A 12,599-nucleotide genomic window follows, 5' to 3' on the forward strand; every position below is an offset into this window, starting at 1 on the left:
TGTTCGAGGCCCGGTACAATCCGGGCCTTGTTGTCTCTATGTAACTGGACAGGATCACTATGCCGGCTTCATTCGTTCATCTACGCCTGCACACTGAATACTCCCTGGTCGACGGGCTGGTGCGGATCAAGCCACTGGTCAAGGCGCTGACCGGCATGAACATGCCGGCCGTGGCGGTCACCGATCAGAACAACATGTGTTCCCTGGTCAAATTCTATAAAAACGCCATGGGCGCCGGCATCAAGCCGATCTGCGGTGCCGACCTGTGGCTGTCGAACAAGGATCCGGACGGGCCATTGAGCCGGATCAGCCTGTTGGTGATGAACGCCAAGGGTTATCGCAATCTCACCGAGCTGATCTCGCGCGGCTTCATCGACGGCCAGCGCAACGGCATGATCATCATCGAGCGTGAATGGGTCGCCGAGGCCAACGAAGGCCTGATCATGCTGTCCGCTGCCAAAGAAGGCGAGATCGGCATGGCCATGATCAGTGGTAACCCGGACGAAGCCGAGATGTTGGCGCGCGAATGGATGGCGGTGTTCCCGGATCGTTTCTATCTGGAAATCCAGCGCACCAATCGTCCCAACGACGAAGAGCAACTGCACGGTGCCGTGGCCCTGGCCGACAAGCTCGGCGCGCCGCTGGTGGCGACCAACGATGTGCGTTTCATCAAGCAGGAAGACTTCGCCGCTCACGAAACCCGCGTGTGCATCGGTGAGGGCCGTGCCCTCGACGATCCGCGGCGTTCGAAGAATTACAGCGACCAGCAATACCTCAAAAGCGCCGAGGAAATGGCCGAGCTGTTCAGCGACATTCCCGACGCGATCGAAAACACCGTCGAGATCGCCAAGCGCTGCAACATCGACGTGAAGCTGGGCAAGCACTTCCTGCCCGACTACCCGATTCCCGATGGCATGACCATCGATGAATACTTCCGCAAGGTGTCGTTCGACGGTCTGGAAGACCGCCTCAGCGTACTGCTGCCCAAGGACACTACCGAAGATTACGAGGCCAAGCGTCAGGTCTATGTCGACCGGCTGAATTTCGAGCTGGATATCATCATCCAGATGGGCTTCCCCGGTTATTTCCTGATCGTGATGGACTTTATCCAGTGGGCCAAGAACAACGGCGTGCCGGTGGGCCCGGGCCGTGGGTCGGGTGCCGGCTCGCTGGTGGCCTATGTGCAGAAGATCACTGACCTCGATCCGCTGGAATACGACCTGCTGTTCGAACGTTTCCTCAACCCGGAACGGGTCTCGATGCCCGACTTCGACGTCGACTTCTGCATGGACGGTCGTGACCGGGTGATCGACTACGTGGCCGAGAAATACGGTCGCAACGCGGTAAGCCAGATCATCACCTTCGGTTCCATGGCCGCCAAGGCTGTGGTGCGCGACGTGGCGCGGGCCCAGGGCAAGTCATTCGGCCTGGCGGATCGTCTGTCGAAGATGATTCCGTTCGAAGTCGGCATGACCCTTGAAAAAGCCTACGAGCAGGAGGAGATCCTGCGCGACTTCATCAAGGTCGATGAGGAAGCGGCGGAAATCTGGGAGATGGCGCGCAAGCTTGAGGGCGTGGTGCGTAACGTCGGCAAGCACGCCGGTGGTGTGGTAATCGCCCCGACCAAGCTGACCGACTTCTCGCCGATCTATTGCGACGAGGCTGGCGATGGTCTGGTGACCCAGTTCGACAAGGACGACGTCGAGGCGGCCGGTCTGGTGAAGTTCGACTTCCTCGGCCTGCGGACCCTGACGATCATCGACTGGGCGCTGAAAACCATCAACCGTGACCGCGCCAAGGTCAACGAGCCGCCGCTGGATATCGCGTTTATCCCGCTGGATGACAAACCGACTTATCAGTTGCTGCAAAAAGCTGAAACCACCGCGGTATTCCAGCTCGAATCCCGGGGCATGAAAGAGCTGATCAAAAAGCTCAAGCCTGACTGTCTCGAAGACTTGATCGCACTGGTGGCCCTGTTCCGTCCGGGCCCGCTGCAATCGGGCATGGTGGATGACTTCATCAACCGTAAGCACGGTCGCGCCGAATTGGCTTATCCGCATCCGGATTACCAGTATGAAGGCCTGCAGCCGGTACTGGCGCCGACTTACGGCATCATTCTGTATCAGGAACAGGTGATGCAGATCGCCCAGGTCATGGCCGGTTACACCCTCGGTGGTGCGGACATGCTGCGTCGGGCGATGGGTAAGAAAAAACCCGAGGAAATGGCCAAGCAGCGCGGCGGCTTTATTGAAGGTTGTGCGTCGAACAATATCGACGCGGATCTTGCCGGTAACATTTTCGACCTGGTGGAAAAATTCGCCGGTTACGGCTTCAACAAGTCCCACTCCGCTGCTTACGGCCTGGTGTCGTACCAGACTGCCTGGCTGAAAGCCCACTACCCGGCGCCATTCATGGCAGCGGTGCTTTCGGCGGATATGCACAACACCGACAAGGTCGTGACCTTGATCGAGGAAGTGCGCACGATGAAGCTGCGCCTCGACGCGCCGGACGTGAATACTTCGGAGTTCAAGTTCACGGTGAACGACGAAGGCCGCATCGTGTACGGCCTGGGCGCGATCAAAGGTGTCGGTGAAGGTCCGGTGGAAGCGATTACCGAGGCCCGTCAGGCCGGTCCATTCAAGGATCTGTTCGACTTCTGCGCCAGGGTCGACCTCAAGCGCATCAACAAGCGTACGCTGGACGGTTTGATCCGCAGCGGCGCGCTGGATCGCCTCGGGCCGTACTTCCATGACGAGCAGAAGGCTTATCAGGCCAACATCGACCGCAACCGCGCGGTGCTGTTGGCGGCGATGGAGGAGGCGATCAAGTCGGCCGAGCAGACCGCACGCACCCGCGACAGCGGCCATGCCGACCTGTTCGGCGGGCTGTTTGTCGAGGAAGATGCGGACGTCTACGCGACGCACCGCAAGGCCAAGGAGCTGACCCTCAAGGAGCGGCTCAAGGGTGAGAAAGACACTCTGGGCCTGTACCTGACCGGTCACCCGATCGACGAGTACGAAGGCGAGATTCGCCGTTTCGCCCGGCAGCGCATCATCGACCTGAAACCGGCCCGCGACACGCAAACCGTGGCCGGGATGATCATTGCTCTGCGGGTGATGAAGAACAAGAAGGGCGACAAGATGGGCTTTATCACCCTCGACGACCGCTCGGGGCGGATCGAGGCGTCGCTGTTCGCCGATGCGTTCCACTCCGCGCAGTCACTGCTGCAGACCGACGCGATGGTGGTGGTCGAAGGCGAGGTCAGCAACGACGACTTCTCCGGCGGCCTGCGCCTGCGGGTCAAACGGGTGATGAGCATGGAAGATGCACGGACCAATCTGGCCGAGAGCCTGCGCCTGAAGCTGCACACTCAGGACTTGAAAGGCGATCAGCTACGCTGGTTGGGTGAGCTGCTCAAGCGTCACCGCGGGGCGTGCCCGATCACCATGGAGTACACCAGCCCCGATGCGAAGACCTTGCTGCAGTTTGGCGAGACCTGGCGAATCGACCCGGCGGATGCGTTGATTCAAGCCCTGCGTGACCAGTTCGGGCGAGACAACGTCTTCCTCCAATACCGTTGACCGGCAAGTGCCATCATTGCGCTTGCCCACAACCTGAATTTTTAATCTCGACCTCAGCGCGCCTCTCCCTTAAGGTAGGGCGCGAATAGACAACCGGCCGGCCCAAGCTCATTTGGGACACGACCCAAGACGGACGCCTATGAACCCGAATTTTCTAGATTTCGAACAGCCGATCGCCGACCTGCAAGCCAAGATCGAAGAGTTGCGCTTGGTCGGTAATGACAATTCGCTGAATATCGGCGATGAGATCTCCCGCCTGCAGGACAAGAGCCGCACGCTGACCGAAGACATTTTCGGCAAGCTGACCAGCTGGCAGATCGCACGCCTGGCGCGTCACCCGAAACGCCCGTACACCCTCGACTACATCGAGCACATTTTCACCGAGTTCGACGAACTGCACGGTGACCGTCACTTCTCCGACGACGCGGCCATTGTGGGTGGCGTGGCACGTCTGGAAGACCAGCCGGTGATGATCATCGGCCACCAGAAGGGCCGTGAAGTGCGTGAGAAGGTACGCCGCAACTTCGGCATGCCGCGTCCGGAAGGCTACCGCAAGGCCTGCCGTCTGATGGAGATGGCCGAGCGTTTCAAGATGCCGATCCTGACCTTCATCGACACCCCGGGTGCTTACCCGGGCATTGACGCTGAAGAGCGCAACCAGAGCGAAGCGATTGCCTGGAACCTGCGCGTGATGTCGCGTCTGAAGACCCCGATCATCGCCACCGTCATCGGTGAGGGTGGTTCCGGTGGTGCACTGGCCATCGGCGTCTGCGATCAACTGAACATGCTGCAATATTCGACCTACGCGGTGATCTCGCCGGAAGGTTGCGCTTCGATTCTGTGGAAAACCGCCGAAAAAGCGCCGGATGCCGCTGAAGCCATGGGCATCACCGCCGAGCGCCTGAAAGGTCTGGGTATCGTTGACAAGGTGATCGGTGAACCACTGGGCGGCGCTCACCGTGATCCGGCGGCTGCCGCTGCATCGATCCGTGCCGAGCTGAGCTCGCAGCTGGCGATGCTGAAGAAGTTCGACAACGAAGCGCTGCTCAAGCGTCGTTACGATCGTCTGATGAGCTACGGTCTCTGACAGATCTCGCAATACCCAATGTGGGAGCGGGCTTGCTCGCGAAAGCGGTATAACAGTCGACAGATGTGTTGATTGTTGAAACGCCTTCGCGAGCAAGCCCGCTCCCACATTTGATTTGGGCAAACAGTTAGATAGGGGTCAGTCCGTGAGTGATCTGCCGTCCCGGCTTCTGCTGAACCTTGCAGCCTGGCGCAATGCCAGGACCTGGCGCGTGGCTTTCTCCGGTGGTCTCGATTCCACCGTCCTGCTGCATCTGCTTGCGCATCTCGCTAAACACCATTCCCTGCCGGCGCTCAGCGCCATCCATATCCACCATGGCCTCCAGGCTGCGGCTGATGCGTGGCCGGCGCATTGTCAGTCGGTCTGCGATACGCTGGGCGTTTCTTTGCAAGTGATTCGGGTGTCAGTACAACTCGGCGCCAGTCTGGAGCGGGCGGCGCGGGAGGCGCGGTATGCGGCGTTCACCTCGCTGACCGAGGCGGATGAGGTGCTGCTGACCGGGCAACACCGTGATGATCAGGCCGAAACCCTGCTGTTTCGCCTGATGCGCGGTGCCGGTGTTCGCGGTCTTTCGGCGATGCCGGCGCAGCGACCGTTGGGGCAGGGCACGCTGGTGCGGCCATTGCTCGACGTCACGCGCGCCGAGCTTGAGGCTTACGCCCGCGCGCATCAGTTGCGCTGGATCGAAGACCCGTCAAACCAGGATCGGCAGTTCTCGCGCAACTATCTACGCCATCAGGTGCTGCCGTTGCTCACCGCGCGCTGGCCGCAGGCGCAGGCGAGCATGGCCCGCAGCGCGGCGCACCTGCGTGAGGCGCAAGGCTTGCTCGATGAGCTGGCGCAGCTCGATCTGGCGCAAACCGCCACGCCGAGCGAGTTTTCATGGCTGGGCCTGCCGTCGCTGGAGCTGGCGCCGCTGACGAGTCTGTCCGCCGCTCGTCAGCGCAATGCACTCAGCCACTGGCTCGAACCGCTGACCCGGCTGCCCGACACTGACCATTGGTCGGGTTGGAACGACCTGTGCGGTGCTGCCAGCGATGCATCCCCGGTCTGGCGTCTGGCCGACGGTGAGCTGCAGCGCAGCGCCGGCCGGGTATGGTGGTTGAGCGGCGACTGGCTGCGCGCGCCAGCGGTCAGCGTCGAGTGGCCTGACCCGTCGACAACGCTACGCTTGGCGAATAACGGGCGTGTCATGTTCAGCGGGCAGACTCCCGTCGGGCCGCTGCGCATTGGCTATCGGCAGGGCGGCGAGCTGATGCATCTGGCGGGGCGCGGCCACCGCGATCTCAAGCGCCTGCTCAATGAGCGCGCGGTGCCGGGCTTCGTCCGTGGCAGATTGCCGCTGCTGTTTCGCGGCGCAGAATTGCTCGCCGTGGCGAACCTGCCGGGGCTTGACGGGCAGGAGTCGGACGGCTGGAAATTGCATTGGCAGCCAACAGACGAAGATCAAGGTTTGAGATGAAAGGGGCATTCCGGTAGACTACGCTCCCTTCTTGATACAACTTCTGTGGATTCGCCTGAATTGCAGGAGTTGCCGATTACCAAGCAGTCTTTGCTGGGCGATTCCAAAAAATGTGTAGCGAGCAACGTACCGGTGTTTCATCTGCCGGTCTGTCCCAACGCGGCGGTTTTTTTGAAAGGTGCACTGTGATTAATGCAGGTGATCGGGGGCTTCGGCCTTCCTTCGCTTTCCCCGGCGGCTCGTACCGCTTTAACGCAGACTTCTAGGGTTTTTCATGACGCGCTACATATTCGTCACGGGCGGTGTTGTTTCTTCATTGGGGAAAGGCATTGCCTCGGCTTCATTGGCGGCCATCCTGGAGGCGCGGGGGCTTAAGGTCACCATGCTTAAGCTGGATCCGTACATCAACGTCGACCCGGGCACCATGAGCCCGTTCCAGCACGGTGAAGTGTTCGTCACCCACGACGGCGCCGAGACCGACCTGGACCTGGGCCACTACGAGCGGTTCATCCGCACGACCATGACCCAGAACAACAACTTCACCACTGGCCGTGTCTACGAGCACGTGCTGCGCAAAGAGCGCCGTGGTGACTACCTGGGTGCAACCATCCAGGTGATTCCGCACATTACCGACGAAATCAAGCGTCGCATCATCAAGGGTGCCGGCGATGCCGACGTGGCCCTGGTGGAAATCGGCGGTACCGTTGGCGACATCGAATCGCAACCGTTCCTCGAAGCCATCCGTCAGCTGCGTGTGGAAGTCGGTTCCAAGCGCGCGATGCTGATGCACCTGACGCTGGTTCCGTACATCGCCACCGCTGGCGAGACCAAAACCAAGCCAACCCAGCACTCGGTCAAAGAGCTGCGTTCGATCGGCCTGCAGCCAGACGTGCTGATCTGCCGCTCCGACCATCCGGTGGATGTGTCGTCGCGTCGCAAGATCGCGCTGTTCACCAACGTTGAAGAGCGTGCGGTGATCTCCCTGGAAGACGTCGACACCATCTACAAGATTCCGGCCGTGCTGCACGCTCAGGGTCTGGACGATTTCGTCGTCGAGCGTTTCGGCCTGCAATGCAATGGCGCCGACCTGTCCGAGTGGGAAAAGGTCGTCGATGCCAAGCTCAATCCAGAGCACGAAGTGACCATCGCGATGGTCGGCAAGTACATGGAACTGCTGGACGCCTACAAGTCGCTGATCGAAGCGATGAGTCACGCCGGCATCACCAACCGTACCAAGGTCAACCTGCGTTACATCGATTCCGAAGACATCGAGAACCAGGGCACTGCGCTGCTCGAAGGTGTCGACGCGATCCTCGTTCCGGGCGGCTTCGGTCTGCGTGGCGTGGAAGGCAAGATCACTGCCGTTCAGTACGCTCGTGAAAACAAGGTTCCGTACCTGGGCATCTGCCTGGGCATGCAAGTGGCGGTTATCGAGTTCGCCCGTAACGTGCTGGGCTGGAAAGACGCCAACTCCACCGAATTCGATCGCGCCAGCGGCCATCCGGTCGTGGGTCTGATCACCGAGTGGGAAGACGCCACCGGCGCAGTTGAAGTGCGTACCGAAGCGTCCGATCTGGGCGGCACCATGCGCCTCGGCGCTCAGGAATGCCTGCTCGAAGCCGGCTCCAAGGTGCACGATTGCTACGGCAAGGACGTGATCGTTGAACGTCACCGTCACCGCTACGAAGTGAACAACAACCTGCTGCCACAAATCATCGAAGCCGGCCTGAAAATCTCCGGTCGCTCCGCTGATGCCGCGCTGGTTGAAGTGGTCGAAGCGCCGGATCATCCATGGTTCGTCGCTTGCCAGTTCCACCCGGAGTTCACCTCGACGCCACGTGACGGTCACCCGCTGTTCAGCGGTTTCGTGAAAGCTGCGTTGGCTCAACACCAGAAGAAGGCGTAACCCGATGGCACAGAAGATCATCCGCGTCGGCGACATCGAAATCGCCAACGACAAACCCATGGTGCTGTTCGGCGGCATGAACGTGCTGGAAAGCCGCGACATGGCCATGCAGGTTTGCGAAGAGTACGTGAAGGTCACCGAGAAACTCGGTATCCCTTACGTGTTCAAGGCCAGCTTCGACAAGGCCAACCGGTCTTCTGTGACTTCGTATCGCGGCCCTGGCCTGGAAGAAGGCATGCGCATCTTCCAGGACATCAAACAAGCCTTCGGCGTGCCGATCATCACCGACGTCCACGAGCCTGATCAGGCCGCGGTCGTCGCTGAAGTCTGCGACATCATTCAGCTGCCGGCCTTCCTGTCGCGCCAGACCGATCTGGTCGTGGCGATGGCCAAGACCAACGCTGTGATCAACATCAAGAAAGCCCAGTTCCTCGCGCCTCAGGAAATGAAACACATCCTGAACAAGTGCGTGGAAGCGGGTAACGATCAATTGATCCTCTGCGAGCGTGGTTCGAGCTTCGGCTACAACAACCTCGTGGTCGACATGCTCGGCTTCGGCATCATGAAGCAGTTCGAGTACCCGGTATTCTTCGACGTGACTCACTCGCTGCAAATGCCTGGCGGTCGTTCCGACTCCGCCGGCGGTCGCCGTGCACAGGTCACCGATCTGGCCAAGGCGGGCATGAGCCAGTCGCTGGCCGGCCTGTTCCTCGAAGCGCATCCGGATCCGGACAACGCCAAATGCGACGGCCCTTGCGCCTTGCGTCTGGACAAACTGGAGCCATTTCTGGCCCAGCTCAAAGCTTTGGACGAACTGGTGAAGAGTTTTCCGACGGTAGAAACCGCGTAAAGCTCATTTCTCCGGTAAAGTACCGCACGATTTGTCGCACATGCCCTCGGGCATGTGCGTTGTCGTCTGCAAGCTGCCCGCTGCACACCACTTGCCGACGGTCAAAAGATTTCCTCTAGCTGCGTCGTTTTCGTCAACTTTGGAGTGTTTACAACAATGGCAAAAATCGTCGACATCAAAGGTCGTGAAGTTCTCGACTCCCGTGGCAATCCCACCGTGGAAGCGGACGTGCTTCTCGACAACGGCATCATCGGCAGCGCTTGCGCGCCGTCCGGTGCATCCACTGGCTCGCGTGAAGCGCTCGAGCTGCGTGATGGCGACAAGAGCCGTTACCTGGGCAAAGGTGTGCTCAAGGCGGTAGCCAACATCAACGGTCCGATCCGCGATCTGCTGCTGGGCACCGACCCAAGCGACCAGAAAGCCCTCGACCACGCGATGATCAAGCTCGACGGTACCGAAAACAAGGCAACCCTGGGCGCCAACGCCATCCTCGCCGTGTCCCTGGCTGCGGCCAAGGCGGCTGCACAGGACCAGGACCTGCCGCTTTACGCACACATCGCCAACCTGAACGGCACCCCGGGTGTGTACTCGATGCCGGTGCCGATGATGAACATCATCAACGGTGGCGAGCATGCCGATAACAACGTCGACATCCAGGAGTTCATGGTACAGCCGGTTGGCGCCAAGACGTTCTCGGAAGGTCTGCGTATGGGCACCGAGATTTTCCATCACCTCAAAGCTGTGCTGAAGGCCCGTGGCCTGAGCACCGCCGTTGGCGACGAAGGCGGTTTCGCACCGAACCTGGCGTCCAACGAAGACGCGCTGAAAGTGATCTCCGAAGCCGTGGCCAACGCCGGTTACAAGTTGGGCACCGACGTGACCCTGGCGCTGGACTGCGCGGCCAGCGAATTCTACGAAGACGGCAAGTACAACCTGTCCGGTGAAGGCCAGGTGTTCACCGCTGAAGGTTTCGCCGATTATCTGAAAGGCCTGACCGAACGTTATCCGATCATCTCGATCGAAGACGGTCTGGACGAGTCCGACTGGGCTGGCTGGAAGATCCTCACCGACAAGATCGGCGAGAAGACCCAACTGGTCGGCGACGACCTGTTCGTGACCAACACCAAGATCCTGAAAGAAGGCATCGATAAAAAGATCGCCAACTCGATCCTGATCAAGTTCAACCAGATCGGCACCCTTACCGAAACCCTGGAAGCCATCCAGATGGCCAAGGCTGCCGGTTACACCGCCGTGATCTCGCACCGTTCGGGCGAAACCGAAGATTCGACCATTGCCGACCTGGCCGTGGGCACTTCGGCTGGCCAGATCAAGACCGGTTCCCTGTGCCGTTCCGACCGCGTTTCCAAGTACAACCAACTGCTGCGTATCGAAGAGCAGTTGAATGGCAAAGCCAAGTACAACGGTCGCTCCGAGTTCCGCGGTTAAGCAGTAGATGGTAAAAAGACACCGGATTGTGTCGGAAAAGTCGTGACAGCGATGGATTTGCCACTAATCTGATGCCTTACATGCACAAGCCTGGATCTTCCAGGCTTCGTGCTATCAGACGTTTCAAAGTTTTCGCGTGGCTGTCTTTTTTCACTGGATACCTGATATTCGATGCGCAGTCCTTACTGGTTGTTTCTCGTTTTGCTCTTGCTGCTGGCCGGTCTGCAGTACCGCCTGTGGGTGGGCAATGGCAGTCTGGCGCAGGTCGCCGAGCTGAAGCAGCAGATTGCTGATCAGCACGCCGAGAACGAAGGCCTGCTGGAGCGCAACCGGGTGATGGACGCTGAAGTCAGCGAATTGAAGAAAGGCATGGAGACCGTTGAAGAACGGGCTCGCCATGAGCTGGGCATGGTCAAGGACGGTGAAACCCTTTACCAGCTCGCGCAATGATCGATTCCCTGCCGGCCTTCTGGGCCGTGATTCCTGCCGCGGGCGTCGGTGCCCGAATGGCCGCGGACCGTCCCAAGCAATATCTGCAACTGGGCGGGCGCACAATTCTCGAACACAGCCTCGGCTGTTTCCTTGATCACCCGAACCTCAAGGGGCTGGTGGTCAGTCTGGCTGTTGATGATCCTTATTGGCCAAACCTGGCTTGCGCCAGCGACTCGCGGATTCAGCGGGTCGAGGGCGGCACGGAGCGTTCCGGGTCGGTGCTGAACGCTTTGCTGCATTTGCATGCGCAGGGTGCCGATGACGATGACTGGGTGCTGGTGCACGATGCGGCACGGCCCAACCTGAGTCGCGACGATCTCGACAAGTTGCTGGTTGAACTGGCGGATGATGCCGTCGGCGGTCTGCTGGCCGTGCCGGCGCGCGATACCCTGAAGCGGGTCGACAAGCACGGTCGTGTGCTTGAAACCGTGGATCGCAGCGTGATCTGGCAAGCCTATACGCCGCAGATGTTCCGTCTCGGTGCCTTGCATCGGGCGTTGGCTGACAGTCTGGTGGCGGATGCGGTGATTACCGATGAAGCCTCGGCGATGGAGTGGGCCGGTCTGGCGCCGCGTCTGATCGAAGGGCGGGCGGACAACCTCAAGGTCACCCGGCCGGAAGACCTGGAGTGGTTGCGCCAGCGCTGGGCCAATCGCCGCTGATTGCTGTGGAGCCTGTCAGATTGCCTTCGCGAGCAGGCTCGCTCCCACATTTGATTTGCGCCTGACCCCGAATTTGCATGCACCGCCGATCCCCTGTGGGAGCGAGCCTGCTCGCGAAGGCGATCGTTCAAGCAACCCATCACTCAGCCCCGATACTCCGGCCGCTCGGCCAACCCTTCCTTCAAGAAATCCACCAGCTTGCGCACCTTCGGCGACAAATGCCGCTGCTGTGGATACAACGCCCACACCGCCGTATTCGGCGGCTGATGCGCCTCCAGCAGCGAAATCAGCGCACCACTGTGCAAATGCTCCAGCACGTAATAGTCCGGCAACTGACACAGGCCGACCCCTTGCAGCGCCGCATCCAGCACCGCTTGCCCACTGTTGCAGCGCCAGTTTCCCTGTACGCGCTGGGAAAATTCCCGGCCGTTCTGTTCCAGTTGCCACAGATCCGAACTGCCGATCAGGCAATTGTGCCGGCTCAGTTCCGACAAGCTGTGTGGGCGGCCATACCGTTCCACGTAGGACGGAGACGCGCACAGGTACATCCGACGCGGCGCCAGGCGGGTGGCGACCAATCGAGAATCCTGCAATCGGCCCAGACGGATCGCCAGATCCAGTCCCTCATGCACCAGATCGAGTTGGCGGTTACTCAGCTCGATATCAACGCGCAGTTGCGGGTATTGCCCCATGAACCGCGTCACCAGCGGCACGATAAACCGCTCGCCATAGGCCACGGCGCAGGTCATGCGCAGCATGCCTTTCGGTTCGCTGGTCAGGTCGCCGACCGCGCGCAGAGCTTCTTCGCGACCGTCCTGCAGGCGCTGACAATGCTGCAGAAAGGTCTGACCGGCTTCGGTCAGGGTCACACGACGGGTGCTGCGGTAGAGCAGGCGCGTCTGTAATCGATCCTCCAGCCGTACGATTTGTCGACTGATGTGTGAGGAGGAAACCCCAAGGCGTTCGGCCGCAGCGGTGAATTGGCTGCATTCGGCGACGGCGACGAATTCGTCGATACCTTCCCAGCGGTTTTCGGACATTTGATTATCCCTGTACAGCAATAATATTTTGCATTTGTCCGGATTATTAATCAGTTGGCGCTGAACTACACTG

At 60.1% G+C, this 12,599-nt stretch carries 9 protein-coding genes; 8 read left to right on the forward strand and 1 reads right to left on the reverse strand.

The window, feature by feature from the left end; all coding sequences use genetic code 11:
- The first annotated feature begins 59 nt into the window (after positions 1-59).
- The 8 genes from dnaE (at position 60) to ispD (ending at position 11,486) form a co-directional block, all read left to right on the forward strand.
- Positions 60-3,581 carry a DNA polymerase III subunit alpha gene (gene dnaE / locus ACOYXG_RS05230; RefSeq protein ID WP_123587097.1) on the forward strand — a complete coding sequence of 1,174 codons (3,522 nt, stop codon included), beginning with the start codon at positions 60-62 and terminating at the stop codon, positions 3,579-3,581.
- Positions 3,582-3,720: 139 nt separating this feature from the next.
- Entirely contained in the window at positions 3,721-4,668 is a 948-nt protein-coding gene (locus tag ACOYXG_RS05235) for an acetyl-CoA carboxylase carboxyltransferase subunit alpha (RefSeq protein WP_064586192.1), read from the forward strand.
- A 145-nt stretch (positions 4,669-4,813) separates the two neighbouring features.
- On the forward strand, positions 4,814-6,130 hold the full coding sequence (tilS, locus tag ACOYXG_RS05240) for a tRNA lysidine(34) synthetase TilS (protein ID WP_256578356.1): 1,317 nt from the start codon (positions 4,814-4,816) through the stop codon (positions 6,128-6,130).
- A 274-nt stretch (positions 6,131-6,404) separates the two neighbouring features.
- Complete coding sequence (locus ACOYXG_RS05245; RefSeq protein WP_003222153.1) at positions 6,405-8,036, forward strand: CTP synthase; 1,632 nt, start codon at positions 6,405-6,407, stop codon at positions 8,034-8,036.
- 4 nt (positions 8,037-8,040) lie between these two features.
- Positions 8,041-8,886 carry a 3-deoxy-8-phosphooctulonate synthase gene (gene kdsA, locus ACOYXG_RS05250; RefSeq protein WP_007954807.1) on the forward strand — a complete coding sequence of 282 codons (846 nt, stop codon included), beginning with the start codon at positions 8,041-8,043 and terminating at the stop codon, positions 8,884-8,886.
- Between the two features lie 156 nt (positions 8,887-9,042).
- Positions 9,043-10,332, forward strand: a complete 1,290-nt coding sequence (gene eno / locus ACOYXG_RS05255; RefSeq protein ID WP_003222156.1) for a phosphopyruvate hydratase — start codon at positions 9,043-9,045, stop codon at positions 10,330-10,332.
- A gap of 171 nt (positions 10,333-10,503) precedes the next feature.
- On the forward strand, positions 10,504-10,782 hold the full coding sequence (ftsB, locus tag ACOYXG_RS05260) for a cell division protein FtsB (RefSeq protein WP_007964293.1): 279 nt from the start codon (positions 10,504-10,506) through the stop codon (positions 10,780-10,782).
- On the forward strand, positions 10,779-11,486 hold the full coding sequence (gene ispD / locus ACOYXG_RS05265; protein WP_460356301.1) for a 2-C-methyl-D-erythritol 4-phosphate cytidylyltransferase: 708 nt from the start codon (positions 10,779-10,781) through the stop codon (positions 11,484-11,486). Before ftsB ends, ispD begins: the two co-directional genes overlap by 4 nt.
- 143 nt (positions 11,487-11,629) lie before the next feature.
- Here the strand turns inward: ispD and ACOYXG_RS05270 are convergent, their stop codons facing one another.
- Complete coding sequence (locus ACOYXG_RS05270) at positions 11,630-12,526, reverse strand: LysR family transcriptional regulator (protein ID WP_007964295.1); 897 nt, start codon at positions 12,524-12,526, stop codon at positions 11,630-11,632.
- Between the last annotated feature and the right edge of the window lie 73 nt (positions 12,527-12,599).

This window comes from Pseudomonas sp. G3-39 (genome assembly GCF_054790485.1).

What these genes read in the sequence shown, in the direction of transcription:
- ACOYXG_RS05270 (WP_007964295.1), bottom strand. Translation starts at nt 12,526, where the DNA reads ATGTCCGAAAACCGCTGGGAAGGTATCGACGAATTCGTCGCCGTCGCC.
- eno (WP_003222156.1), top strand. Translation starts at nt 9,043, where the DNA reads ATGGCAAAAATCGTCGACATCAAAGGTCGTGAAGTTCTCGACTCCCGT.
- ACOYXG_RS05245 (WP_003222153.1), top strand. Translation starts at nt 6,405, where the DNA reads ATGACGCGCTACATATTCGTCACGGGCGGTGTTGTTTCTTCATTGGGG.
- ispD (WP_460356301.1), top strand. Translation starts at nt 10,779, where the DNA reads ATGATCGATTCCCTGCCGGCCTTCTGGGCCGTGATTCCTGCCGCGGGC.
- dnaE (WP_123587097.1), top strand. Translation starts at nt 60, where the DNA reads ATGCCGGCTTCATTCGTTCATCTACGCCTGCACACTGAATACTCCCTG.
- ftsB (WP_007964293.1), top strand. Translation starts at nt 10,504, where the DNA reads ATGCGCAGTCCTTACTGGTTGTTTCTCGTTTTGCTCTTGCTGCTGGCC.
- ACOYXG_RS05235 (WP_064586192.1), top strand. Translation starts at nt 3,721, where the DNA reads ATGAACCCGAATTTTCTAGATTTCGAACAGCCGATCGCCGACCTGCAA.
- kdsA (WP_007954807.1), top strand. Translation starts at nt 8,041, where the DNA reads ATGGCACAGAAGATCATCCGCGTCGGCGACATCGAAATCGCCAACGAC.